This window comes from Chroococcidiopsis sp. TS-821 (assembly GCF_002939305.1).
Taxonomy (GTDB): Bacteria; Cyanobacteriota; Cyanobacteriia; order Cyanobacteriales; family Chroococcidiopsidaceae; genus Chroogloeocystis.
In genome coordinates, this window is sequence record NZ_MVDI01000011.1 from 85663 (window position 1) to 109347 (window position 23685).

26 protein-coding genes and 2 riboswitches are annotated in these 23685 nt (G+C 44.4%); of the genes, 17 read left to right on the forward strand and 9 right to left on the reverse strand.

Going from position 1 to position 23685, the window contains the following annotated elements; all coding sequences use genetic code 11:
• Positions 1-10: 10 nt before the first annotated feature.
• From fni to B1A85_RS20340, 4 genes are all read right to left on the reverse strand, one after another.
• A complete protein-coding gene (gene fni / locus B1A85_RS20325) occupies positions 11-1057 on the reverse strand; it encodes a type 2 isopentenyl-diphosphate Delta-isomerase (RefSeq protein WP_104548551.1) in 1047 nt (348 codons plus the stop codon).
• Between the two features lie 289 nt (positions 1058-1346).
• Positions 1347-1898, reverse strand: coding sequence for an adenylyl-sulfate kinase (gene cysC / locus B1A85_RS20330; RefSeq protein WP_104548552.1), 552 nt, complete (start codon positions 1896-1898; stop codon positions 1347-1349).
• Positions 1899-2414: 516 nt separating this feature from the next.
• Positions 2415-2912, reverse strand: coding sequence for a DUF4385 domain-containing protein (locus B1A85_RS20335; RefSeq protein WP_104548553.1), 498 nt, complete (start codon positions 2910-2912; stop codon positions 2415-2417).
• 28 nt (positions 2913-2940) lie between these two features.
• Positions 2941-3726 carry an ion transporter gene (locus tag B1A85_RS20340; protein ID WP_104548554.1) on the reverse strand — a complete coding sequence of 262 codons (786 nt, stop codon included), beginning with the start codon at positions 3724-3726 and terminating at the stop codon, positions 2941-2943.
• A gap of 166 nt (positions 3727-3892) precedes the next feature.
• Here B1A85_RS20340 and B1A85_RS20345 point away from each other — a divergent pair, with 166 nt between their 5' ends.
• Entirely contained in the window at positions 3893-4321 is a 429-nt protein-coding gene (locus B1A85_RS20345) for a nucleoside deaminase (RefSeq protein WP_104548555.1), read from the forward strand.
• Between the two features lie 148 nt (positions 4322-4469).
• Here the strand turns inward: B1A85_RS20345 and B1A85_RS20350 are convergent, their stop codons facing one another.
• Together B1A85_RS20350 and B1A85_RS20355 are read right to left on the reverse strand one after the other, a co-directional pair.
• On the reverse strand, positions 4470-5126 hold the full coding sequence (locus B1A85_RS20350; protein WP_104548556.1) for a response regulator transcription factor: 657 nt from the start codon (positions 5124-5126) through the stop codon (positions 4470-4472).
• Positions 5123-6328, reverse strand: a complete 1206-nt coding sequence (locus tag B1A85_RS20355; protein WP_104548557.1) for a sensor histidine kinase — start codon at positions 6326-6328, stop codon at positions 5123-5125. The genes B1A85_RS20350 and B1A85_RS20355 overlap by 4 nt, the downstream gene beginning before the upstream one ends.
• A 216-nt stretch (positions 6329-6544) precedes the next feature.
• On the opposite strand from B1A85_RS20355, the gene B1A85_RS20360 reads away from it, so the two are divergent.
• The 5 genes from B1A85_RS20360 (at position 6545) to B1A85_RS20380 (ending at position 9938) form a co-directional block, all read left to right on the forward strand.
• Complete coding sequence (locus B1A85_RS20360; protein ID WP_104548558.1) at positions 6545-7021, forward strand: P pilus assembly/Cpx signaling pathway, periplasmic inhibitor/zinc-resistance associated protein; 477 nt, start codon at positions 6545-6547, stop codon at positions 7019-7021.
• 83 nt (positions 7022-7104) lie between these two features.
• Positions 7105-7328: riboswitch (cobalamin riboswitch) on the forward strand.
• Positions 7329-7366: 38 nt separating this feature from the next.
• Positions 7367-8365, forward strand: coding sequence for a sirohydrochlorin chelatase (locus B1A85_RS20365; protein ID WP_104548559.1), 999 nt, complete (start codon positions 7367-7369; stop codon positions 8363-8365).
• A gap of 70 nt (positions 8366-8435) precedes the next feature.
• A complete protein-coding gene (gene sipA, locus B1A85_RS20370; protein WP_104548560.1) occupies positions 8436-8747 on the forward strand; it encodes a regulatory protein SipA in 312 nt (103 codons plus the stop codon).
• Positions 8748-8785: 38 nt separating this feature from the next.
• Positions 8786-9340 (forward strand): peroxiredoxin, encoded by a 555-nt coding sequence (locus B1A85_RS20375; RefSeq protein ID WP_104548561.1) that lies wholly within the window; start codon positions 8786-8788, stop codon positions 9338-9340.
• Positions 9341-9449: 109 nt separating this feature from the next.
• On the forward strand, positions 9450-9938 hold the full coding sequence (locus tag B1A85_RS20380) for a hypothetical protein (RefSeq protein ID WP_104548562.1): 489 nt from the start codon (positions 9450-9452) through the stop codon (positions 9936-9938).
• Between the two features lie 265 nt (positions 9939-10203).
• Here B1A85_RS20380 and B1A85_RS20385 read toward each other — a convergent pair whose 3' ends face one another.
• Both B1A85_RS20385 and B1A85_RS24925 read right to left on the reverse strand, forming a co-directional pair.
• Positions 10204-10623 carry a hypothetical protein gene (locus B1A85_RS20385; protein WP_210404617.1) on the reverse strand — a complete coding sequence of 140 codons (420 nt, stop codon included), beginning with the start codon at positions 10621-10623 and terminating at the stop codon, positions 10204-10206.
• Positions 10624-11104: 481 nt separating this feature from the next.
• Positions 11105-11251 (reverse strand): hypothetical protein, encoded by a 147-nt coding sequence (locus tag B1A85_RS24925; RefSeq protein ID WP_210404618.1) that lies wholly within the window; start codon positions 11249-11251, stop codon positions 11105-11107.
• Between the two features lie 47 nt (positions 11252-11298).
• On the opposite strand from B1A85_RS24925, the gene B1A85_RS25715 reads away from it, so the two are divergent.
• The 8 genes from B1A85_RS25715 (at position 11299) to B1A85_RS20415 (ending at position 17828) form a co-directional block, all read left to right on the forward strand.
• Entirely contained in the window at positions 11299-11448 is a 150-nt protein-coding gene (locus B1A85_RS25715) for a DUF5996 family protein (protein ID WP_256387484.1), read from the forward strand.
• A gap of 54 nt (positions 11449-11502) precedes the next feature.
• Positions 11503-11718, forward strand: a complete 216-nt coding sequence (locus tag B1A85_RS26330; RefSeq protein ID WP_371681695.1) for a DUF5996 family protein — start codon at positions 11503-11505, stop codon at positions 11716-11718.
• On the forward strand, positions 11654-11911 hold the full coding sequence (locus tag B1A85_RS25720) for a DUF5996 family protein (RefSeq protein ID WP_210404619.1): 258 nt from the start codon (positions 11654-11656) through the stop codon (positions 11909-11911). The genes B1A85_RS26330 and B1A85_RS25720 overlap by 65 nt, the downstream gene beginning before the upstream one ends.
• A gap of 212 nt (positions 11912-12123) precedes the next feature.
• On the forward strand, positions 12124-12834 hold the full coding sequence (locus B1A85_RS20395) for a response regulator transcription factor (RefSeq protein WP_104548563.1): 711 nt from the start codon (positions 12124-12126) through the stop codon (positions 12832-12834).
• 5 nt (positions 12835-12839) lie between these two features.
• Positions 12840-13952 (forward strand): cell wall metabolism sensor histidine kinase WalK, encoded by a 1113-nt coding sequence (locus tag B1A85_RS20400; protein WP_104548564.1) that lies wholly within the window; start codon positions 12840-12842, stop codon positions 13950-13952.
• A gap of 248 nt (positions 13953-14200) precedes the next feature.
• Positions 14201-14348, forward strand: a riboswitch (cobalamin riboswitch).
• Positions 14349-14670: 322 nt separating this feature from the next.
• The gene (gene metE, locus B1A85_RS20405; protein ID WP_104548565.1) at positions 14671-16929 is read left to right on the forward strand and encodes a 5-methyltetrahydropteroyltriglutamate--homocysteine S-methyltransferase; all 2259 of its coding nucleotides are present in this window, start codon (positions 14671-14673) and stop codon (positions 16927-16929) included.
• The gene (locus B1A85_RS20410) at positions 16913-17371 is read left to right on the forward strand and encodes a hypothetical protein (RefSeq protein WP_104548566.1); all 459 of its coding nucleotides are present in this window, start codon (positions 16913-16915) and stop codon (positions 17369-17371) included. Before metE ends, B1A85_RS20410 begins: the two co-directional genes overlap by 17 nt.
• Positions 17364-17828: a hypothetical protein gene (locus B1A85_RS20415; RefSeq protein ID WP_104548567.1), complete on the forward strand. Its 465-nt coding sequence runs from the start codon at positions 17364-17366 to the stop codon at positions 17826-17828. Before B1A85_RS20410 ends, B1A85_RS20415 begins: the two co-directional genes overlap by 8 nt.
• A gap of 207 nt (positions 17829-18035) precedes the next feature.
• Here the strand turns inward: B1A85_RS20415 and queC are convergent, their stop codons facing one another.
• Positions 18036-18722: a 7-cyano-7-deazaguanine synthase QueC gene (queC, locus tag B1A85_RS20420; RefSeq protein WP_104548568.1), complete on the reverse strand. Its 687-nt coding sequence runs from the start codon at positions 18720-18722 to the stop codon at positions 18036-18038.
• A gap of 337 nt (positions 18723-19059) precedes the next feature.
• Between queC and B1A85_RS20425 the strand changes: the two genes are divergently transcribed.
• The 3 genes from B1A85_RS20425 (at position 19060) to B1A85_RS20430 (ending at position 23680) form a co-directional block, all read left to right on the forward strand.
• Complete coding sequence (locus B1A85_RS20425) at positions 19060-20124, forward strand: Gfo/Idh/MocA family protein (protein ID WP_104548596.1); 1065 nt, start codon at positions 19060-19062, stop codon at positions 20122-20124.
• A 249-nt stretch (positions 20125-20373) separates the two neighbouring features.
• A complete protein-coding gene (locus B1A85_RS24075; protein ID WP_168192448.1) occupies positions 20374-20511 on the forward strand; it encodes a hypothetical protein in 138 nt (45 codons plus the stop codon).
• 277 nt (positions 20512-20788) lie between these two features.
• Positions 20789-23680 carry a glycerol-3-phosphate acyltransferase gene (locus B1A85_RS20430; protein WP_104548569.1) on the forward strand — a complete coding sequence of 964 codons (2892 nt, stop codon included), beginning with the start codon at positions 20789-20791 and terminating at the stop codon, positions 23678-23680.
• Positions 23681-23685 lie beyond the last annotated feature (5 nt).

Consider the following 23685-nt stretch of genomic DNA (forward strand, 5'->3'; position numbering starts at 1 on the left):
GTATTTTTCTTTATACGCGCTGTAATACTTGCGAATGCTTAAACTCCGCTAAATTTGCTGTGCCAGTACAAAACAAAACTGTAGTCATTTCGGCAATTAAGACTTCGACTAACTCGTAAAGCACAGTTTCTGACTCGGCAGCAGCTTGTAAAAAGGGTAATGCTAAACCGGCAAGATCGGCACCAAGCGCGATCGCTTTAGCAACATCTAAGCCATGACGCAAACCACCAGAAGCGATTAACGGAATTTCGGGTGCGATCTCCCGAACGCTTGTAATACACTCTGCTGTTGGTAAACCCCAATTGGCAAATGTCATACCTAAACGACGCTGTAAGCTATTTTCGGCGCGTTCGCTTTCTACTTTTGCCCAAGAAGTGCCGCCTGCACCTGCAACATCGATCGCACTGATACCTGCATCGATCAATTTTTTTGCCATAGCTGCAGAAATGCCATTTCCGACTTCTTTGGCAATGACTGGCACTGGCAACTTACTACACAATTTTTCTATTTTGTCAAGCAAACCGCGAAATTTTGTATCACCTCTAGATTGGATGCATTCTTGTAAGGGGTTGAGGTGCAAAATCAAAGCATCAGCTTGCAGCGCATCAACAACACGCCGACACTCATCTAATCCGTATTTGTAATTAAGTTGCACTGCACCCAAATTGGCAAACAGTAAAATATCTGGTGCAAGCGATCGCACTGCAAAAGTTGTAGCTACTTGTGGTTTTTCGAGCGCCACCCGCTGCGAACCTACGCCCATCGCCATATTATAATGTTGCGCGACTTCGGCAAGCCGACGGTTAATCGTTCCCGCGAATTCTGTCCCGCCTGTCATCGACGAAATTAACAACGGATAAGATAGCGATTTGCCTAAAAACTGAGTACCCAAATCAATTTCATCGCGGTTAATCTCAGGTAAACAACAATGAATAAAGCGGTAACGTTCTAAGCCATTCGTCGTTTGCGAAAACTGGACATCTTCATCGAGACAAATGCGCAAGTGTTCTGCTTTCCGTGTTTGCGTTTGTCCTGACAAGCTTAAAGGAAGGTTCACAGGTTGACTTCAATAAAAGAGGTTTTTATAGCAATTGAAGGGATGCTAAGGACATGGTAGAAGATCAGTTCTATGTTCTTGTAAAGTTTGCTCATTTGACCCTGACCTTTGACCTCTGACCCCTGCTCTCTTATGACTTTACAACTAGTTGTAGTGCCATTAGCAAGCTATTATTCATCAAACTTTACCCAATTCGAAAAAGGATGAGCAAGTGCTACCTTCTTGCACTCAGTCATCCTCGAATTTAGCAGCAGTGACGATCGCATCGTCTTGCGATCGCCGCTAAAAACTAAGCAACCTTCGAGACACTATTATTTACATGAACATATTCATTTAGCTTTGCCATCACTTTTTCAACGCTTTCAGCCAACGTTTCTCGATCTGTGCGACATTCTACCTCAGGATTGAGTGGTGGTTCGTAAGGATCGTCAATTCCTGTAAAACTCTTGATTTCTCCAGCGCGCGCTTTTTTGTACAATCCTTTAACATCGCGTTCTTCACACACAGCTAACGGTGCGTTGACATAAATTTCTACGAAGTTACCAATCTTACCGCGTACTTCGTCACGAATTGCACGATAAGGAGAAATAGCAGAAACGATAACAATTACTCCATTGCGCGTTAGCAATTGAGCCACAAAACCAATACGACGAATATTCTCATCGCGATCGGCTTTGCTAAATCCTAAACCTTTTGTTAGGTTCTCTCGAACAACATCACCATCGAGAACTTCAACTTTGTAACCCTGCTCGCGCAGTCTTGCTTCTACCGCTTTACTAATTGTTGTTTTCCCAGCACCACTCAACCCAGTAAACCACAAAGTCATTCCTTGGTGTTTCATCATTCTGCTACCTTTACCTTTACTGAAACTTAAATCTTCCACACAATCAAGAATATTGAGGTAGAAACCTACTAAACGCGTTCTTTAGTTATCATCACTTCTGCGGCTAGTACAGTCTTTGTAGTAATACAACAATAAATTGAGTTTGATAGCATTACTACCTCTCGCTAGTCGAGTGATTCGCATTGGCTGAATTGTAAACAAAATCTATCAAATTATAAACACAAATTAAAATTTTATTAACTGATAGCAAATAGTAAGTTTCATAAAAAAATAATATATTCCTTGACGTGCATATTAATGCGAGCTACCTGTCAAGATTTATGCAAATAACTTAGCGAAATCTTTACAGTCAGCTGGCTTTTATAAAGTTTGTGTATAGCGCGATCGCGATATAATGTCTATCCTCTCCACGTGACATCGTTGTCACAGTATGCGCTTTCCAGGAGTCGTTATTTAGTTACATAGATAACAGAAAATAGATCGCCTGAAGCGATTCCTGTAAAAATCAGAGTTTTACTTGGTCTGTTCGTACATCTGTCGATGTTTTTCCATGAGCTGCAAATACTTTTCATTCGTTTTTGCTAACATCCATTTTTCCTTAAAAATTGCAGCTGATTGCGCTTTAATAGGATCGACGTCTAAAGGTAATATTTCCTGGCGCGCCTGCTTTTCGGCTTCTGGAGAACCTGCTTTTTGCGGGTTAGCTTTGTATTTTCTACCACTTTTATGATTGGCATAACGACGCGATCGCGTGTAGCCCATTTGCAAAAACTTACGCGCCATATCTGCGCCGACAAAATCATCTTGTTCGAGATAGTTAAGAAACATCTCATAAATTTTTGCGCTCGATTCTTTAGCAATTTCAGGAGTTTTAAAGCGCCAGTAGGGTAAAATTTCTGATTTATAAGGTTCTACTAGCAACACTCCTTGCTCGCCCTTGCCAACACGATACAATTCAGGCGAAGAACGAAAATCAATCCTTTCAAAATCTAAAGAATAATCAAATTTCATACTCTATCGAATCCAATTTAATACGTGCTTATAAATTTTTCTCTAACTTTGTGCCACAAATCTTACAATAGCGAGCATCAGTATCGTGAAGTGATAATTGGCAAGTAGGACAAACTGTTTGTACTTGGCGACTGGTTTTGATAAATTGTTTAATTAAATCGCCAACCTGCCAAGGAATTAATGCTATACCAGTTAAAATCATCAATACCGTTAAAAGACGCCCTAATTGGGAAATTGGAGTGACATCTCCAAAGCCAACGGTTGTCATCGTGACAACCGAAAAATAAAAAGCATCTAAGAAGGTATTAAAAGTATCAGAATTACTTGGATGCTCGACTTGATAAATTAGCCCAGAATAAACAAAAATAATAGCAAATAAAGTAAATAATATTCGAGCAAAAATAACACTATCTTCGCCACTAATCCGTTCAAACAAAACTATTTTTTGAATAAATCTAACTAATCTTAAAATTCTAAACCAACGAAAAATTCGAATAAAGCTGATATCTACTAAGCCTAGAAAAAAAGGTAGAATAGCTAAAAGATCGAGTAGTGAATATAGACTAAAAAAATATTTTATTTTGGACTCAGCACACCAAAACCGCAGGCTATACTCTAAAGCAAAAACCCCGATAATAAGACTATCTAAACGGTCTAATATTATTCTTAATTCTGCAGGAATTGAGTAGGTTTCTGCAACAAAAATAGTAGAAGACAGTAAAACTAAACCTGTGATTGTCAAGTTTAGAAATCTTCCCAGTGGAGTCTCAATATCTTCTAAATAAAACCCAATAACTTTTTTAGCTAGCAACATCATAATTAGCTTGCTAGTTTGAGAAAATAGTTTAAAATATAGGATTCATGCTTGAAATTTTTGCAGTTTTCTAATTCAAATCTAGCACATTCATTTTTATATTACTAAATAATACTATAATTTTTATACTATACTATCAGAGTTTGCTAGGAAACTTCTTACAAAAATGTCTCCAGAGGAGTATATGCGAATTGCCTTAGAAGAGGCAAAACAAGGCGATGCACCCTACGGTGCGGTCATAGTTAAAGATAATCAGGTAGTAGCAGCAGCACACAATACAGTCAAACGCGATAGCGATCCATCTGCTCATGCAGAAATGAATGTTATTCGCAAGCTGACATCTCAAATTAAAAATCCATCGTTAGCAGGATGTACAATTTATACGACAGGTGAACCTTGTCCTATGTGTGCTACAGTTTGCGTTTGGGCTGGTGTAGATGAAATCGTCTACGCAGTCTCTATTGAAGATTTAATGAAGATCGATCAAGCGCAAATTAATATATCTTGTGAGGAAATTATCGCTAAGAGTTCTAGAGATATTAAGGTTACTAAAGGATTACTAAAAGAAGAGTGTTTAGCGTTATTTAATAAGTAGTATCATTAACTTAATATATGGACATTATTAGATATTAAACTTGTTAAGGTTAGGTAATAGGTGACTGGAAGTCGCTTAATATTCTTAACCAATTACCAGTTACCAATGACCGACCTTGTCATTCAGTTTATTGTTACGCACTTAACGGTTAACTTTTGATATCAGGTTCTTGACGGTGTAAAAAAGAGTTAGCAAAAATTGCGGCTTGCGTGCGATCGCGTAAGGACAGTCGATTCAAAATACTCGTGACGTGGTTTTTGACAGTTCCTTCTGAGATATGTAGTGTTTGGGCAATTTCGCGGTTACTTTCGCCAGCTGCAATTAATCGTAACACCTCGCGTTCTCTGGGTGTAAGTTCGCTCCAGCCCGTGGGCGTTATTGCTGAAGGTTCTGGCACTTTCGCAATAATTTTCTCAACCAAGCCAGGTCCAAGTTGAGTATAACCTTTATAAACTGCCCGAATGGCTGCGGCTAACTCTTCTGAAGGTGTATCTTTGAGTAAATAGCCCATCGCTCCATTGCGGAGTGCAGCCGCGACATATTCATCATTATCAAAAGTCGTTAAGACAAGCACCTTTATTTTAGGAAAACGCTGCGTAATTTCGCGGGTGGCAGCGACACCATCCATAACTGGCATTCGCACATCCATAAGGATTACATCAGGTTGTAATATTTGTAACAACTGCATTGCAGCTTGTCCATTTTCTGCTTCGCCCACAACCTGCAAATCTGGCTCTAATTCTAGTAAAGCTTTTAAACCTTGACGAATGAGATGTTGATCGTCAACGAGTACGAGGCGAATCATGCAACTAACCTCGGCAAAGGAATTGTTGCTGAAATACAACAACCAGCACCAGGCGTGCTTTTGATTTGAAATTCTCCTTTTAATGCGAGGACGCGATCGCGCATGCTTTGCAGCCCAAATCCCGTAGTATTCTGATTTAACACAAATCCTTTACCATTATCTTGGATTTTCCAGTGTAATGATTTTGCGGTTGTTTGGATATCAATTCTGACTGCGTTTGCGGCTGCGTGTTTCCAAATATTCGTGAGTGCTTCTTGTGTAATGCGGTACACAGCAGTTTGCACTTCAACAGAAATCGGATGTTGCAGCGATATCTGATAAGTTGGAGAAAATCCTGTAGAACTGCGAAATTCAGCAACTAAAGCCGCGATCGCCGTTTCCAAAGATTGACCGTGCAACGGGTCGGAGCGCATCGCTGATACAGATTGTCGCACCTCGCGTAGCGCTTGCGAACCCAAGTTTTTAGCTTGCGTCAAGAAAGTTTGTGCTTTTGCAGGGTTAGATTGCCATAATTTCAACGCGGTTTCTAGCTGTAAGTTTAAAGCTGTCAAAGAGTGTCCAAGCGAGTCGTGGATGTCGCGTGCAATTCGGTTGCGTTCTTGTAGCGTTGCTTGATCTTCGATCCGCAGTGCATATTGTCGCAGTTGCTCGTTGGCGATCGCCAATTTTTCTCTCATTTGTCGTTCTGCTAGCACAGCATTCATTAACAGCAACACAAATACTAAACTTAATCCAAACGAAAGCGCAAAACTCAACAACGTAAATCGCAAACGCTCTTGTAACACCGGAACATCAGGAACATATTGAAAGCGATGAATTAAAGTAAGGATAAATAAGACAAACGATAAACTTGTTATAACAATTCGTCCTGGTCGTTGAAAGATAAGACAACTACGAATAACAAGAATAATATAAAGAAATGGAAACAGCCGAATTCCTCTTCCGCTAACAATCCCAGTTAAAAGAATCAATAAAATTTCTAACCCGGTATAAAGTATCTTGTGTATTAGTTTTCCTGTAGGCATTCGCAAGCCGAGTAATCCAAAACATACTAAACTAATAATCGTTAAAGACGGCAAGTTATGAAAGCGGCGAAAATGAATTGATAACGCTTCTGTAATTGCAACTGCAAACAAAAGCAGCCACTCTAACAATAATAAAAACGGTAAAGGATGCGTACGAATTTGGATTGGACGACTCATATTGTTGGCTTCGTTTAATAATTTAAAATTAGAAGGAAAATATGTTAATTGTTAGAAAGTTGAATAAAAACTTCTTCATCTGCTACCAATATCCTCGATTAACACTCTAGTAGTGAGTACGTGACTTTAGTCATAGTTAAATTCGTGACTTTTTCCTCATGCTACCCAGGAAGATAACTTTATAAGATCGTGACACCACACATGAGGAAGTCAACAATGGCGTCGCGATCGAAAAAAGTAAAATTCATGTCGCTGTTTGCAGGTGCAGTAGCACTTTCTACCGTTTTCGCACCTTTAGCAGTTAATGCACAACCTGCCGCACCTCAAGTAGGGCAGCGTGCTGGTGCAGGTAGAGGTATGGGCAAAATGGCAGGAATTGAACTTTCTGCAGAACAACAAGCCCAGATGGAACAAATCCGCAACGAAACGCGCGCTCAAATCGAAGCTGTTCTTACCCCTGAACAACGCCAGCAATGGCAAGCAGCAACTCAAAACGGGCAACGACGACGCGGTGCAATGGCTGGCTTAAATCTATCGGAAGCGCAAAGAACTCAAATTCGCCAGATTATGCAATCTTCGAAAGAGCGCGTCACAGCAGTTCTCACTCCCGAACAACGCCAGCAAATTGAGCAAAGAAGGCAGCAGTGGCGTCAACAGCGTCAGCAACGCAATCAGCAACCAACACAACAATAAATGTAAAACTTGTTGAGGGTTCTGTCGGGCGCGATCGCTACTGTTAACCCCTCCGGTAGTATTTTTGAACTGGGGAGAATCAGTTAAGATAACAAGGCACAAGTGATCTGTCACAGTAGAGGGAAACTTCGGTGTAAATCCGAGGCTGTGCCGCAGCTGTAACAAAAAGAGATGAGCGCTGAATGTGTTGAGTGTTGAACAGGTAAGACACTCCTTACCGTATCTGAAGAAAATGAGTTCAAAACTCAAAATTCAAAGCTCAGATCTTTCTGAAGCCAGAATGCCTGACTGTGACTTGCTCACATTATTTCCTGCGTCGCACAGGAACGGAGCACTTAAACAAGGATGCCTACGATTAATACTCTTACTTCCACCCTACCAAAAAACCCAGTTAGTAAAATAGAACTACCCCCTTTACCATTGCGTCGCCCGTTGCTCATGGTTGGTCACGGTACCAGAGATGCAGCAGGGCGACAAAGCGTTTTAGACTTTGCAGCTGCCTATCAAGCGTTAGATACTTCTCGACCTGTTATCCCTTGTTTTTTAGAACTAACAGGTCCAACGATTCAAGAAGGCGTCGATCAGTGTGTTGCGCAAGGGTATACTGAACTTTCTGTCTTACCCATTTTGTTATTTGCGGCGCGGCATAATAAGTTTGATGTTACCAATGAACTTGACCGCGCGCGCCAACGCCATCCCCAGGTGAAATTTCACTACGGACGGCATTTTGGCATTACACCAAGAATTATCGATTTGTGGCGATCGCGTCTAGCTGAAGTTGACGAGCCTCAGTACGATCGCGCCGATACAGTTTTATTATTTGTCGGGCGCGGTTCGAGCGATCCTGATGCTAATGGCGATGTTTATAAACTTGCGCGTATTCTTTGGGAAGGTAGTGGTTATCAAACCGTAGAAACCTGTTTTATTGGTATTACCCATCCACGCCTCGAAGAAGGTTTCCGCCGCGCGCGACTTTACCAACCCAAACGCATTATTGTGCTTCCCTACTTTCTCTTTACGGGATTATTAGTCAAAAAGATCTTCGATATCACCGCACAGCAACAAGCACAATATCCAGAGATCGCTATTACCTGTCTTCCAGAAATGGGACTACATCCGCAGTTATTTTCGATTTTGCGCGATCGCGAAATTGAAACTCAACTAGGCAACGTGCAGATGAACTGCGAAATGTGCAAGTTTCGCCTTGCAGCCCTAAAAAGCTGCGATCGCGAGCACAACCACCATCATCACCATCACCATCACAGTCACGAACACTCACATTCTGAAGTAGATCCTTACGTCGAACTCGAACAATACCACCAAAAAATTTGGCAAGTTCCTTAAGAAAGATTAGTAATGGGCTATCAGCAGCAAAAATAAATATATTCTGTCATGCTGATAGCTGAAACCCACTATGTCTAAAGAATTTGTCATTGGTGAAACTGTACGTGTCGTAGCACTACCACCCTACTTAAAAACAGCCGATCCTATGCCAATGTTACGCCCGCCAGATGTGGTTCAAATTGGTGAAGAGGGCACTGTCGTAGATCGCCACCCAGGTGGGTACTGGAGCGTTCGCTTTACGCGCGGTACTTTTTTGATTGATAGTCAATATATTGAAGCGACTAGCAGTTCAAATGAGCCGCCATCAACTAGCCATTTAGAACAACCGACAACAAGTCAAATTGATACGCCACCCCAAACTAATGAAGATGGCAGTCCTTAATATAAACTTATGTAAAGTAGAGTTGTTATTTGTGTATCATGCTGTCTCGTCGCTGTTTTCTGCGCGCAATTGCCTGCTGGTGTATGGCACTATTTCTTTTGTTTTTTGCTTCACCTAGCTTTGCCATGGGTGGTAAACTTCCTCCACTTGAGCAACCCGCACCAGAATTTACTTTACCAACCAACACTGGAGATGGAGAAATTGCACTTGCTGATTTGCGCGGTAAGTGGGTTGTGTTGTACTTTTACCCTAAAGACTTTACCGCAGGTTGTACTTTAGAAGCGCGACGTTTTCAGCAAGATTTACCAAAATACATGGCGCGAAATGCTCAAATTATCGGTGTCAGCGCCGATTCAGTCGATTCCCATGCTGAGTTTTGTGACTCAGAAGGTTTAAAATTTCCTCTACTTGCGGATACGACAGGCGAAGTTAGTAAAGCCTATGGTTCTTGGCTAGGTAGTGCCTCGGTACGGCATAGTTTCATTATTGACCCAAATGGCATTCTCCGCGCAACTTTTGTCAAAGTCAATCCTGCAATTCACAGTACAGAAGTTCTAAGCCGTTTGACGGAATTACAAGCAACAGTGTTTTAAGAAATGCCTGCGACACGCAAACGCAAGTAAAGCTCAAAACTAAATTACTAGCTACCTCACCACTCACTTCTAGATACAATGTCTCTAAATTGCTTCTTGGAGACTGTTTATGGATTGGGAACCAGACACTCGCGTCACAAAGGCGCGTACTCAAGCTATCCAACCGTACAAGCCTCTTGTAAGATTGCGCAATATAGAAGCTCTACTCCGTCGCCATAGTGTAGCAATACTTATGCTTATTGTGCCGTTGTCAGTAGAATATCGTTTACAGCGAGCATCAAACCTCGCAGAAGAAGCACTAGCTAAGTTGGCAGAAATTGATCTTGAGACAATTAGTGAAACTGAATTGCAACCAGTTCGCATTCGAGTTGGTCTGAGTTTTGTTGGGTTTGGCGCGCTATCTACTGCCTTGTTGCTACTTTACTTGTCTACCTTGCATCCTGAACTTGACTCGATCGCACAAATACGGCGCTATTGGTATCAATACATCTGGTTTGTCTGTCTCGGCGTGGCAGGATTATTTGTACTCGGTAGAGAAGCAATGCGATCGCGCGAGAGCTCTATACCCAGCTTCACTGCAAAAGAGCGCGATGATTAACCAAATGAGAAGTAGCTTCAAAAAAAACGCCCTGCCACTGTGTCGTGGCAAGGCAGTTAGTGGTGTGAGGAGCAGACTTTATGTCTACTTATAAGTTAAGCATAATAGACATGTATGGCAGTTGGGTGGCAACAAGATTGCAATACTGTGACAAAAAAATACGAGTGATTAGAAAAATGGCGATCGCCGTCAGCTGCAAAATGGGTAATCGATAACTCAATTGAGCTTGTCGCACCACGAGCGATATCGCAGTGCGAATATTGATTTAACCTTCAACATCCGATGCTAGAAGTTTTGACACCTCAGCGTGGGCTAATACCGCAGCTGGTTCTTGCTGTAACGCGTGATAATACTTGCGCTCGAAAGCATTACCAAGTTCTGCTGGCATCAGCAATTCACGAACGTCGCGCATCAAATCTTGGAGGTCGTCTTGTGATATTGGTTCATCTGCTGAAAGCATTTCATCAATATGCACAATTAGCTCAGAAATGCGATGTAGCCACGCAAATTGTTCGTGCTCAATCACTAGTTGCAGTAACTCTCCACTTGATACGCGTCCGCGTCTTTGTTCGTAGTTAATGCGCTCTGCTTGCAACAGACAAGCGTGGAGATGCAGCAATTTATTGCGTAAACTGCGTAAATACTGATGTTGCCGTATTCTACGGAAAAGTTGATTGGAAGTCAATGGAATCGATCCTCCTACGATGATAGTCTTCAATAGCTAAATTTAGGTTTACCTGAGAATTCTTATTACGAATACGCCCTAGCGGCTGACTTACTTGTTTGTTGGTGTCCCGACATGAACTTGGTTGCTACTTTTTTCCCATTTCGTGCTAAAGATGAATAACCTATCTCCCACACGCTTCTCGCCTATTCTAAATAAGCCTGCGGTTTTTAGTACATCGGTGAAGTATTTTATGCCACTGTTACAAGCTATCTAATCTTTGCCAAAGTTCGCAATTTTTCAATAAAAGTTGTTCGACAGCGCGATCGCGCTTTTTTCTACTCTCGCTATTCATGTGATTAATCATATAGTAAAATAGTATTGTATGAAAAGTAACAATTATTACTATTAAACGAACTACAAGATTCGGAAAACCGTCTGATGTCGTTAGCAGGCACAATCTTAGATGTTCTACAAAAAGAAGCCATGATGCAGTATGCTCTCAATTAATGTTTCGATCGAAACATTGCGCGTTTGTGGCATCCAGAGCAAGCACAGATTTATAAACTGCTCGATAAGTTGGTAGATAAGCAGTTGAATTACTTGCGACATTGACATACAACGCGATCGCCTGCAGCGCAAAGTACAACAGCGCACAATTTACAGATACAAACAAGTGACGGCATTAGCCAAGCAATACCCCTTGCACCGCGCACAGTAGCAGACTTTTATCAAGAGGTGATGGATATCCTGCACAGAAGTGGAATAGAATTACGCATTTGGACAATGCGCCAAGAAGTTGCTGAGCCAATTTCGTTCGAGCGCGATCGCGCTTCCCGCATCTGACGATCCCCAACGTACAAGCCGACCGTTTAATGAACGGATTTCGCTCGCGCTTTATTGGCACTAGCCCTGTACACTTTTTCTGGGGTAGCTTTACACCTTGCTGTCACGCGCTTTTCTGGACGTGTAGCTCCAGAACATCCAGGGGGAATTTCCCATCTGGTAGATTGGGTGACGCGCGAGGCGTATTCGCACGAAGTGAGTAGCTGTGGCTTTTGGTTTGGTGGTAGTACTAGTCACAGAACCAATTTTTTACTCTTATGCCTATCCTGAACCTGAAAAGTTTCGCGATTATCCAATTCAACCGCAGGAGGCGTTCTACAGTACAGATTTGAAAGAATTTGTTTTGCCTTGTACAGCAGTGCAGCAAGCAGAAGATCCCGATGCGATCGTTCTTGCGTTCTTCCAAAGTACTTACGAAGTAGCAGCGTTAGCTACCTGCGATCGCGCTGCGTTAGAGCGATAATACTGGTTAGCTTTGAGATTAATACGTATTGGCAAGCAGGGGAGTAGAGGAATAGAGGAGCCTGCGCCGTGCAGGGGTTTCCCCCGTTGAGGCGACTGGCGTGGGCAGAAAAGACTATTAACCCAGCACTGTAGATTAGGAGTCATAGAGATTAAGCTGGAAGAATAAACCGCAAGAAACCACTTGGTCAATGTCGCTTACTCTTGGTGGAGATGGATATATTAATTGTTGAGGATGAAGCTGAAATTGCTGGATTGATTCAACTTGCGCTGGAAAAAGAAGGATTTTCTTGTCAAAGTTGCCGTGATGGACTCGCAGCGTTGCGCTTATTTCAAGAGTTACAGCCAGATCTGATTATCCTCGACTTGATGCTTCCAGGTTTGGATGGACTCGAAGTATGTGCCAGAATTCGCCAAAAACCTGGTACTAAAGATCCTTATATTTTGATGCTGACAGCAAGAGGTGAGGAAATTGACCGCGTGATTGGTTTATCTACGGGTGCAGACGATTACCTCGTTAAGCCTTTTAGTCCTAGAGAGTTAGTGGCAAGAGTGCGAGCATTGTTACGGCGGAGTTTGCGCCAAGGAGGACAACATCAAATTCATCGCACGCAACACTTTATCGTAGACGTAGAACAACGCTCCGCTAGTCGTCAAGTGAGTAGCGATCGCGCGGAAGAGTTAGACCTGACAACGTTGGAATTTAATTTACTCAGCACCTTTGTCAGCAATCCTGGTCGAGTGTGGAACCGCACGCAGTTAATCGATAAACTTTGGGGTAGTGACTTTTTTGGGGACGAACGCGTTGTCGATACTCACGTTGCGCGATTGCGAAAAAAAATCGAACCCGACCCTGCAAATCCTACATTTATCAAAACTGTTGTTGGTGTGGGATACAAATTTGAAGACGCCGCAACGTCATAAAAACCATGGCGAAAGTAAATTTACGTAAGCGAAACTTACCACTTGCATCGCGCCTTTTCTTATCACACTTATTGGTAATGATGGTCGCGGTAATGAGCCTTGTGATTATTGGCAAAGTGTCTTCACCGCGCTTTTTTGTTGTCCGCCTCGAAGAACTCGAAGGGACAGGATTTCGGCTACGCTTTGCGCGGACTGAACTGATTCACGGCTTTGAAAGTGCCTGGTTTCGCGGTACAGTTTGGTCAGTTGTCGTCAGTACAACCGCAGCAGGCGGACTCAGCTACTGGGTATCCAAACGGATTATGCAACGACTGACAGAGATGGAACAAATTACCCAAAAATTTGCAGCCGGTCAACTCGATGCACGTCTACCTGCAAGTGATATACCAGAATTGCAACGCTTAGGTGTGAGTTTCAACCGCATGGCGGCGAGTTTGGAAGATGTAGAACAACGGCGACGCGAACTGATTAGCGATTTGACACACGAACTGCGAACGCCCTTAACCGTTGTGCGCGGCTATTTAGAAGAACTTGCAGATGGCGAAGTCGAACCGTCGACCGAAATTTACATGCGCCTAGCAAGAGAAACGCGCCGTTTAGAACGCTTGGTGAACGATTTGCAAGAACTTTCCAAAGCTGAGGCGGGTTACTTACCGATCAATTTACAACCTGTTAATCTTTACCCGCTACTGGAGGCTTTGGTAGAAAAGTTTTCGGATCAGATCTTAGAAGATGGTCCTGTCTTGCGACTCAAGTGTTCGCCTCAGCTACCACCTGTATTAGCAGACATTGACCGTGTCGAGCAAGTTCTTGTGAATTTATTGGGTAATGCAATTCGTTATACGAGTCGAGGCGCGATTACCATTCAGGCTTGGACCCAATCGCGTAAACTATGGATCGCGGTAAGCGACACGGGAATTGGTATTGCCAAACAAAACTTACCGCACGTGTTTGAACGCTTCTGGCGTGCCGATCGCTCGCGCGATCGCCATTCGGGTGGGACTGGCATTGGTTTGGCAATTTCTCGTCGCTTAGTTGAACTTCAAGGCGGTCAAATCTTCGTGGAAAGCGAACTTGGTAAAGGTAGCACTTTTTCCTTTTTCTTGCCTTTAGCTTGATTGAGCGATACAAATCAAAAATACTATGGCAGAGTTCAGCGGTCAAAAATCAAAGTTACAAGCTAGCTTGTTAATTCCTTGCAGTTATTTTGCTTTGGTAGCGATCGCTCATTACTTTCGTAATTCAGGGTTGTGCAAGTGTTAAGGAAGAATCGCTTTACAGCTTAGTGGAGCAAGCTCAATATAGATCGCAATGTGCTGTAGCAAATTGCCAGCGAGTCTATGCCTCACGTTGTTCTAACTATGTTATAGTTTACGCAGCTATCGGTTTTGATGGGGATCAGCCATCAAACGTAAGGGGGAAAGTTCGGTGTAAATCCGGCACTGTCCCGCAACTGTGATGAGAGCATTGTTGCTTTCTTAGTCAGGATGCCCGCCGATGTGTCTCCTATGGAGAGAAGCAAACCTGTCGTTTTTCATCTGCGAGGTACGGATGATGGTCAATGTAGCTTTCAAACAATTCATTGCGCTTAGGGCATTTCTTGAGTTGAGTTTGTAGCGTCCTCATTTGAAATTGCCGTTTTGTAGAAGATTAGCCGTATCCAAGTAATAGCTAGTTTGAAGTCATTCCTTAGAGGTGGCTTTAATTAGTCTTACCTAAAGATCGCTGAACTCTACTGGACAAATTTTCTGTTGCTCTCGATTGGTTCACTTTGCTTGTTTATGGCGAAGATGAGCAGCTTTTGATGACTATTTTTAGCACTATGACGCTACAACCATGACTCTTCAAACAAGACTGCAAACTGCAACCCTAGGCTATCCCCACATTGGTAAAAATCGCGAAGTAAAAAAGGCATTGGAAGCCTTTTGGAGCGGTAAATCCGACGCAGAGACTTTACTGCAAATCGTGCAGGAGGTGGAGTGCAAGAACTGGCAAACTCAATTAGAAGCAGGCATTGCTCGCATCGGTATTGGCGATGCGACACTCTACGATCGCGTCTTGGATTGGAGCATCCGACTAGGCATTATTCCAGAGCGATATCGAACCTTGACAGGACTGGAGCAGTACTTTGCAATGGCACGCGGCAAAGATGGTATTCCAGCGCTCGCAATGACCAAATGGTTTGATACCAACTATCACTATCTGGTGCCCGAAATTACCCAGTCTTTGCAGCCAGCGGATTTCAGTGATTTCCTAGCAACAGTGCATCGCGCTCAAGCATTGTTGGGCGATCGCGCCGTTCCCATTGTCATAGGTCCCATTACCCTGCTGCGGCTCAGTCGGCTGGAGTCAAACCCAGAAAAAATCATCTTTGATTTGCGCGATCGCTATCTCGTCTTACTCCGCGAACTGAAAAATCTGGGTGTAGTCGAGGTTCAAATACACGAACCGGCTTTGGTATTGGGAGACGCTCCCAACTTCAAAGAACTTTATCAGTCAACTTACGATTCTTTCAGTCGAGTCGGCTTGCCGATTCACCTTGTTACCTACTTTGATGATTTAGGAGCGGCGTATCCCTGGGTAATGAAATTGCCAGTGGCTGGCATCAGTTTGGACTTCACCCGCGGTCGCAACCTGGAGTTATTGCAACAGCACGGATTTCCATCGGATAAACAGTTGGGTGTAGGAATTGTCGATGCGCGCAACATTTGGAAGATTCGTCCTGAAGCGGTGTTATCTACGCTAGAAACCATCCAAAGCATCACATTGAACATCCGACTACATCCCTCGTCATCGCTGCAATTTGTTCCCTATGATGCTACGAGAGAAACCAAACTGCCGGAACCACTGCGCAATGTGTTGAGTTTCGCACAACAAAAGCTGGACGAGGTAGCGCTCCTGGCACAAACGCTCGCTGGGGGCGATCCGAGCGACAAATTAGCCGCAGTGCAAATGCATTGGAAAGCCTTTGAGCAATTCAGTCCGGCAAATCCAGCGGTACAAGAGCGGCTGCGCAATCTGACCGTCCAGGATTTGGAACGTGCTGTTCCCTATGAGCAACGCAAAACACTCCAGCCAACGCTACCGCCCTTTCCCACTACCACAATTGGTTCTTTTCCGCAAACCTCAGAGGTACGGCAACTGCGGGTGAAGCTGAAGCGGGGTGAAATTACGCCAGCCGAGTACGAAGCGGCGATCGACGCTGAAATTGCTAAGTGCATCCAAATTCAAGAAGAAGCTGGGCTAGATGTGTTGGTGCATGGCGAATTTGAACGCACTGACATGGTGGAATTCTTTGGACAGCAGCTCTCTGGATTTGCCTTTACCGAACACGGTTGGGTGCAAAGCTATGGCAGTCGCTGTGTACGTCCGCCGATTATTTACGGAGATGTCGCCCGAACCCAACCCATGACCCTTCGGGAGTTTAAGGTAGCGCAATCCCTCACCAATAAAATCGTGAAGGGAATGCTGACTGGACCTGTGACGATGATTAACTGGTCGTTTACCCGTATCGATATTCCTCGCAGCGAACAGGCGATGCAGATTGCTTTGGCACTGCGGGAGGAAGTCGCAGATTTAGAAGCGGCTGGGGCGAAGATGGTGCAGATTGATGAACCCGCTCTGCGGGAGGGATTACCTCTGAAGCCAGAACGCTGGAATGAGTACCTATCCTGGGCAGTCGATGCGTTCCGTTTGGCTGCTGGAGTTGCCAAGCCAGAAACCCAAATTCACACGCATATGTGCTACTCCGAATTCGGCGACATCATTCAGCACATTGAACGTTTGGATGCAGATGTGTTGTCAATCGAGAATAGCCGCAGCAACAATGAAACCCTGTTTGAAATTACCAATGCGGGCTATAAACATCAAGTCGGTAACGGCGTGTACGATGTCCACAGTCCAGCCATACCCAGTACTGAACAGATGGTGCAGCAGCTAAAAATGGGAGTCGCTAATCTACCAAACGAACAAATCTGGGTCAATCCCGATTGCGGTCTCAAAACACGGCGCTGGGAAGAGGTAATCCCGTCGCTGAAAAACATGGTAGAAGCTGCAAAAATCATCAGGGAGGAAGTGAATGCGACCAAGAAATGAACTCTGGCAGGGATGCTCTGGCTACTGGCAGAATTACTTCATCGAGCAGAACTTGCTCCTGCTCGGATATGCTGCTTGGAATGGTTATCTGAATCGCGGACGGGGTATTCTGATTTGTGAGGTGACGGATGTGATTCCTGCTGCCATCGATTGGCAGGTTGAACGAGTTGGGTTTAGTCAGCAGTTTGTCCCGCAGGGTCAAATTGCATCCTATTTACAGGAAACTGAGCTAGAGCAAGCCGTAATTCAGCGCTTGGTGCAAACTATTGCGACCTACGATTTTAACCGTGAAATGGTCATCCTGATTCGGAGCAGTGGAACCATTGATATCAACCTTTTGCAACCAAAGATCGCTCCACTGAGTTGCTATGAACAGGTAAAGCACCGTTGGGCAGAGTTTCAGTCAGACTTTTTACTGCCACCAGGGAGGTCTTGTGTCTGAAACATCTAAAGTAACAAATCAGCTAATAGACTGGCAGCAAGAGTTTATTGCCAAGAATCTACTGGTACTTGGCTACAATGCTTGGGTTGGGTATCTCAATGGCGAGCGGGGTGCTGTTATTTGCAGTATGAATGCGCCAAAGATAGGAGTGACTGGAGAGAGTTGCCAAACTTACTTTGTACAGCGATCGCGTTTGGCAGCATTTCTGAATGCTTGGCTTGCTGCTCCCGACACGGTGATTTTGCGTCACCACTTTATGAACGCGCATATTCTGGAAGCCGTGGATACATACAATCCCGCCACAGAGTTAGTGTTTCTTTTGGAATCGTTCAATCAAGTAACATTCTTCTACCTGAAAAATCTCCCGATGACGCCGCCTCAGTGTTACGAGCAGGTCTGCAAAAGCTGGGAAGAATTTCAGCCTACTGGTAGCTTGCGATCGAAGCCGAGTCATTAGTGAGTCTATGAGTGAATGGTACGCGCCTGATAAAGGCGCAAGAGGTGTTGGCACGTGCAGTCTGTGGCATTTGCTGCACCCAACAAACTCACCTTTCTCTTGAGTCAACTTTCCCCGCTCGCGGAAAATTCATGTAGTCTTGCCACTTTTGTCCACTCACTCTTAACAAAAGCCGAGGTCGTGCGATCGCAGCATAATTAAGGCTTTCTATGACGTTCGCGTCCGGTAGGGCATGGGATCTTCTAATCCCAACTCGGCAAAAGCCGCGAGACGCAATCGACAAGCATCGCAAACCCCACACGCGATCGCACCTCCTGCATAGCAAGACCAAGTTTTTTCCCAAGGAACACCTAGCTGATTGCCTAATTGAATAATTTCTGTTTTCTTCAAGTTAATCAATGGTGTCTCGATCGTTATCGGTTGTCCTTCGCGTCCTTGCTTCGTACCGAGGCGAAACACCTCCTGCATCGCTTGAATATAGTCGGGACGACAATCAGGATATCCAGAGTAATCAAGCGCGTTCACGCCGATGTAAACGCGCTGTGCTGCGATCGTTTCGGCATAAGCTAAAGCAAAGCTTAAAAAAATTGTATTGCGCGCTGGAACATATGTCACAGGCACATTTTGAGCCATCTCTGACACCGCGCGATTGCTTGGTAATTCAATACTGGTATCCGTTAATGCTGAACCACCCCACGACCGCAGATCGAAATCGATCACTTTGTGAACGAGAACTTGCGTCGATTGCGCGATCGCGATCGCTGCTTTTAACTCGCGCTGATGTCGCTGTTGATAATCAAACGAAATTGCATAGCACTTGTAACCATCAGCCACTGCTTGGTACAGTACCGTAGAAGAATCTAATCCCCCAGACAATAAAATGACGGCTTTCATCAACCAACCTCTCAACTCAATAATCTTGTTTATTTCTCATTTTCCTGACCCCTGACCTCTGACCCTCGATCTTTTAACATAGGGACAGGTAAGAAACTGACACATGATGCCAACGCTGCGCACATCAGCAAAATCACAATGAGTGAAGCTTAGCTTGGTGATAAACGTGACAATCATCGGAACATATAAGTAATTTTGAAATTCTTCATAAATAGAGTCACTATGCTACCATCTGGATGATTTAAGAACTTTAATCCAGTTAGGATTGCGTATTGGCGCTGTTACAGATGCGTCTTTACATTTTGGTGGTGGAGGAGAAGACAGAGGAGTGCAAAGCATGACAGTGGGACAACCCATCCCTCATTTACAGCGCAATCAACCGCAACCAATCCGTGTTGGCGTGATTGGAGTAGGCAACATGGGACAACACCATACCCGTGTTCTGAGTTTACTCAAAGATGTAGAACTCGTTGGTGTTGCCGATATCAACGTCGAGCGGGGACTAGATATTGCTAGCAAGTACCGCATCCGTTTTTTTGAAGACTATCGCGATCTGCTGCCGCATGTCGAGGCAGTTTGCATTGCTGTTCCCACCCGCTTGCATCACGCTGTCGGGATGACCTGTCTCCAGGCGGGAATTCATGTTTTGATCGAAAAGCCCATCGCTGCTAGTATCGCTGAAGCTGAATCTTTAGTGAATGCCGCAGCCGAATCACAGTGTATTTTACAAGTCGGTCATATTGAGCGCTTTAATCCTGCATTCCAAGAACTCAGCAAAGTCCTGAAAACAGAGGAATTGCTGGCTTTAGAAGCGCATCGCATGAGTCCTTATTCGCAACGCGCCAACGATGTTTCGGTAGTTTTAGATTTAATGATTCATGACATCGACTTACTACTTGAGTTAGCTGGCGCACCGATCGTTAAGTTAACTGCCAGTGGTAGCCGCGCGGCGGGTTCTGGTTACTTAGACTATGTGACTGCGATTCTTGGCTTCGCGAACGGCATTGTCGCAACACTCACCGCGAGTAAAGTTACCCATCGCAAAATTCGGCGAATTGCAGCGCATTGTAAAAACTCGCTGACAGAAGCAGATTTTCTGAATAACGAAATTTTGATTCACCGTCAGACAACCGCTAACTATATGACAGATTACGGTCAAGTACTTTATCGTCAAGATGGTTTGATTGAGAAAGTTTACACGAGTAATATCGAACCCTTACACGCCGAATTAGAACACTTTGTCTCGTGCGTGCGTGGCGGCAATCAACCTTCAGTAGGCGGCGAACAAGCACTCAAAGCTTTGCGTTTAGCGAGTTCAATTGAACAGATGGCTTTAGATGGAAAAGCTTGGAAAGAAGAGGTAGACCTTTATCAACGTAATGGTTCTGCTGTCGCTATTTAAGCAATATATCTATTGCGCAAGCCCAATTCTGATCCCAGATGAGGGCTTTTTCTTTATTGTCAAGATAACTAGGAAATGACAGCGGCTAAGAATCATTGCCGTTACTCTCTTTTAATTCCCTAACCGCTGACCCCTTCTTCTCTAGCATAAAAAAGATTCTTTTAACCATAAGTTTTACAAACTAGCGAGTAAAAATATTAAAATCGAAAACGAATAAGATCGGAATTTTGACGCTAGAGGAGAGCATGTATGTCTGACTTAGACCGTGGCATCATGAAGTTTAAGGGAGCCGACTCCCCAAAAGCTGTTGCGATTTCAACAATGCTAATCTTAGGTTCAATTGTGGTTCTCATTTTATGGGCGCTGCAAGTAGCCTATACTCAGTAGCTCGTCAGTGAAAAGTAGGTAATTCGAGAAGTCGGGGAGTCAGTAAAAAATTAAGCAATAAACACTTTGCGCTCGCGTCGCAAAGAATTTCAGTATCAATCTTTTTCTTTTCTACATCCAAATTGTATACAAAACTCTACGTTCTGATACCTGACCTCTTTTTTGCAATGCACCGCGATAGTACTTTAAAGTAAAACGCAAATCATTAGAATAATCTGCCACAATTGCGTTAATCTAACTAATCAGAAGTCCCTCAACCCTAGTTTCTCACTCTAAAATGCTGCAAGTCTGGGGTGCGATCGCGATTTTTTTGATCTGTCCCCTCATTGGTGGATTGCCATTAATTGCCTGGATAACATCGGCGCTGACGCGGCGCAACCTAGCAAATATCGGCACAGGAAATATCAGTGTCTCTGCAGCTTTTTATCACGGCGGTAAACTTGCAGGTATTCTTGCGGTTTTATCTGAAGCTTTCAAAGGCATTGCGGCGGTGCTGCTAGCGCGAGCGTTCTTTCCCCAAGCGCCAGAGTGGGAGTTAATCGCCTTAATCGCCCTGGTAATGGGACGTTATTGGATAGCTAAAGGTGCGGGAACGACAAATGTTGTTTGGGGCTTTCTCGTTCACGATCCTGTTGTTGCAGGTTTAGTATTTCTTATTGGGGGAATTAGTTTTACTGTCTTACGCGAACGGCAATTAGGCAAATTTGGCATTTTGATCTTATTTCCGTTGCTCACTGCGTTGCTGCGCCCCCACGACTCAGCCCGCATTATCGCGGCGATCGCGCTGGCGGTTTTACTAGGATGGATTTATCAAAAAATTCCTGATGATTTAAACTTAACAGCAGATGCAGGACATGCGGAGTCGCAAAAAGTGTTTCGCTTTTTTCGTGGCGATAAGGCCATAGTTTCCTTAAGTGAAGAATTGACAGCGGCTCAAGTCGGGCAAAAAGCTGCTACGCTATCGCAATTACTCCGCTGGGGCTACCCAGTCCCCAAGGGTTGGGTACTTCCTCCTGGGGACGATTCAGAACCTTTAGTCAATTATCTGCCAACTTCGGAAAAGTCTCCTTTGGTTGTTCGTTCTTCCGCGATCGGTGAAGATTCGCAGCAAGCCTCAGCCGCAGGACAATATAAAACGGTCTTAGGCGTAACAAGTCAAGCACAATTACGACAAGCGATCGCCTCGGTTTTAGCTTCCTACGACAATCCAGCCGCAATCGAGTATCGTAAAGGGCGCGGTTTGCCAGAAGCAGCAATGGCGGTACTCATTCAAACACAGGTAGAAGGTGTCTTTTCGGGAGTGGCATTTAGCCGCGATCCGATGATGCAGCAAGGCGATGCTGTAGTCATTGAGGCTTTACCAGGAAATGCGAGCAAAGTCGTTTCTGGACAAGTGACACCAGAGCAATATCGCGTTACTGTGTCACAAGCTGACTTAGAACACAGCCAAAACTGGGTTTTACCGGAAAATATCACACTACCTGTTGAAGGCGAAGGTGACATTCCTCCGCGCCTAATTCAACAAGTTGCTTTTTTAGCCCGACATTTAGAATCTCGCTATCACGGTATTCCGCAAGATATTGAGTGGAGTTATGATGGCAAAACTTTGTGGTTGTTACAAGCACGCCCGATTACAACGCTACTTCCAATTTGGACGCGAAAGATCGCTGCGGAAGTTATTCCTGGATTAATTCGTCCGCTCACTTGGTCGATTAATCGTCCTTTGACTTGTGGGGTCTGGGGAGAAATTTTCACGATCGTTTTAGGAAGTCGCGCGCGGGGTTTAGATTTTAATCAAACTGCAACACTACATTACTCGCGGGCTTATTTTAATGCCTCTTTGCTAGGGCGGATTTTTTTACGCATGGGTTTACCGCCGGAGAGTTTGGAGTTTTTGACGCGGGGTGCAAAGTTTAGTAAGCCTCCGTTACGCTCGACGCTACGCAATACCCCAGGTTTATTGCGGTTACTCAATCGCGAGTTGAATTTAGTTAGAGATTTTCATAGAGACGATCGCCAACACTTTCAGCCAGCATTAGCTGCGTTGCATGACTTGGGCAATCGCGATCCAGCGCAACTCCTAGCACAAATCGACTCGATTTTAGTGTTGTTGAAAAGGGCGACTTATTACAGTATTTTGGCACCTTTGAGTGCCGCTTTACGGCAGGTGATTTTTAGGACGAAAGATACAGAGATTGATAACAGTCTGACTCCTGAAGTTGCGGCGCTGCGATCGCTTGCCCAACTTGCGAATGATGCGCGTCGCGTTTTACCTACGTCGCTAGAATCTACAAAATCAGTGTTTGCACAGTTGGCGGCAACAGATCGCGGTAGGGAAATTCTACAACGGTTTGACGAATTGTTGGCGCGTTATGGCTATCTCAGTGAAGTGGGGACTGATATTGCAATTCCAACTTGGCGGGAGCAACCGGAGTATGTGCGCAAGTTGTTTGTGCAGTTTGTGGAAAATGAGGATTTAGAAAGGAACGAACCACAAAGACGCAAAGGAAAGAAAGGTTTGGTGCAAGCGCGTGTTGATTTGAAGGGGAGGGTAACGGAGGTTTATAGTCAGTTGTTGGCGCATTTGCGTTGGCGGTTTGTGGCGTTGGAGCAAGTTTGGATTGCGTCAGGATTGTTGGAATCTCAGGGGGATATTTTCTTTTTGGAATTTGAGGAAGTGCGACAGGCGATCGCGGGTACTGACTCTCAGAAGTTAAGTTCACAGTTGAAGGATTTAGTAGCACAGCGGCGATCGCAGTTGGAAAAAGACCGTGATTTAGATGCGCCTTTTCTCGTTTATGGCAAATTTCCCCCCGCCCCTTTAGCTTCTTCTGCTTCCTCTACACCTCTACTAAAGGGTATTGGTGCTAGTCCTGGTAGGGTAACAGGATGTGTTAAGGTGTTACGCAATTTGCAAGGAGCTGCTGCGCTTGACCGCGAGACAATTCTGGTAGTACCTTATACCGACTCAGGCTGGGCACCACTGTTGGCGAGAGCGGGTGGGTTAATTGCGGAAGTAGGAGGACGTCTTTCTCATGGCGCTATTGTGGCGCGCGAGTACGGATTACCCGCTGTTATGGATATTCATAATGCGACGGTTATTCTAAAAGATGGGCAAAAAGTAGAAATCGATGGTCAGCTAGGAACCGTGCAAATTCTTTCCGATTAAATTTA

Excerpts from the sequence above, each read along its gene's own strand:
- cysC (WP_104548552.1), bottom strand. The coding sequence starts at position 1,898 with ATGAAACACCAAGGAATGACTTTGTGGTTTACTGGGTTGAGTGGTGCT.
- B1A85_RS20335 (WP_104548553.1), bottom strand. The coding sequence starts at position 2,912 with ATGAAATTTGATTATTCTTTAGATTTTGAAAGGATTGATTTTCGTTCT.
- B1A85_RS20340 (WP_104548554.1), bottom strand. The coding sequence starts at position 3,726 with ATGTTGCTAGCTAAAAAAGTTATTGGGTTTTATTTAGAAGATATTGAG.
- B1A85_RS20345 (WP_104548555.1), top strand. The coding sequence starts at position 3,893 with ATGTCTCCAGAGGAGTATATGCGAATTGCCTTAGAAGAGGCAAAACAA.
- B1A85_RS20350 (WP_104548556.1), bottom strand. The coding sequence starts at position 5,126 with ATGATTCGCCTCGTACTCGTTGACGATCAACATCTCATTCGTCAAGGT.
- B1A85_RS20355 (WP_104548557.1), bottom strand. The coding sequence starts at position 6,328 with ATGAGTCGTCCAATCCAAATTCGTACGCATCCTTTACCGTTTTTATTA.
- B1A85_RS20360 (WP_104548558.1), top strand. The coding sequence starts at position 6,545 with ATGGCGTCGCGATCGAAAAAAGTAAAATTCATGTCGCTGTTTGCAGGT.
- B1A85_RS20365 (WP_104548559.1), top strand. The coding sequence starts at position 7,367 with ATGCCTACGATTAATACTCTTACTTCCACCCTACCAAAAAACCCAGTT.
- sipA (WP_104548560.1), top strand. The coding sequence starts at position 8,436 with ATGTCTAAAGAATTTGTCATTGGTGAAACTGTACGTGTCGTAGCACTA.
- B1A85_RS20375 (WP_104548561.1), top strand. The coding sequence starts at position 8,786 with ATGCTGTCTCGTCGCTGTTTTCTGCGCGCAATTGCCTGCTGGTGTATG.
- B1A85_RS20380 (WP_104548562.1), top strand. The coding sequence starts at position 9,450 with ATGGATTGGGAACCAGACACTCGCGTCACAAAGGCGCGTACTCAAGCT.
- B1A85_RS20395 (WP_104548563.1), top strand. The coding sequence starts at position 12,124 with ATGGATATATTAATTGTTGAGGATGAAGCTGAAATTGCTGGATTGATT.
- B1A85_RS20400 (WP_104548564.1), top strand. The coding sequence starts at position 12,840 with ATGGCGAAAGTAAATTTACGTAAGCGAAACTTACCACTTGCATCGCGC.
- metE (WP_104548565.1), top strand. The coding sequence starts at position 14,671 with ATGACTCTTCAAACAAGACTGCAAACTGCAACCCTAGGCTATCCCCAC.
- B1A85_RS20410 (WP_104548566.1), top strand. The coding sequence starts at position 16,913 with ATGCGACCAAGAAATGAACTCTGGCAGGGATGCTCTGGCTACTGGCAG.
- queC (WP_104548568.1), bottom strand. The coding sequence starts at position 18,722 with ATGAAAGCCGTCATTTTATTGTCTGGGGGATTAGATTCTTCTACGGTA.
- B1A85_RS20425 (WP_104548596.1), top strand. The coding sequence starts at position 19,060 with ATGACAGTGGGACAACCCATCCCTCATTTACAGCGCAATCAACCGCAA.
- B1A85_RS24075 (WP_168192448.1), top strand. The coding sequence starts at position 20,374 with ATGTCTGACTTAGACCGTGGCATCATGAAGTTTAAGGGAGCCGACTCC.
- B1A85_RS20430 (WP_104548569.1), top strand. The coding sequence starts at position 20,789 with ATGCTGCAAGTCTGGGGTGCGATCGCGATTTTTTTGATCTGTCCCCTC.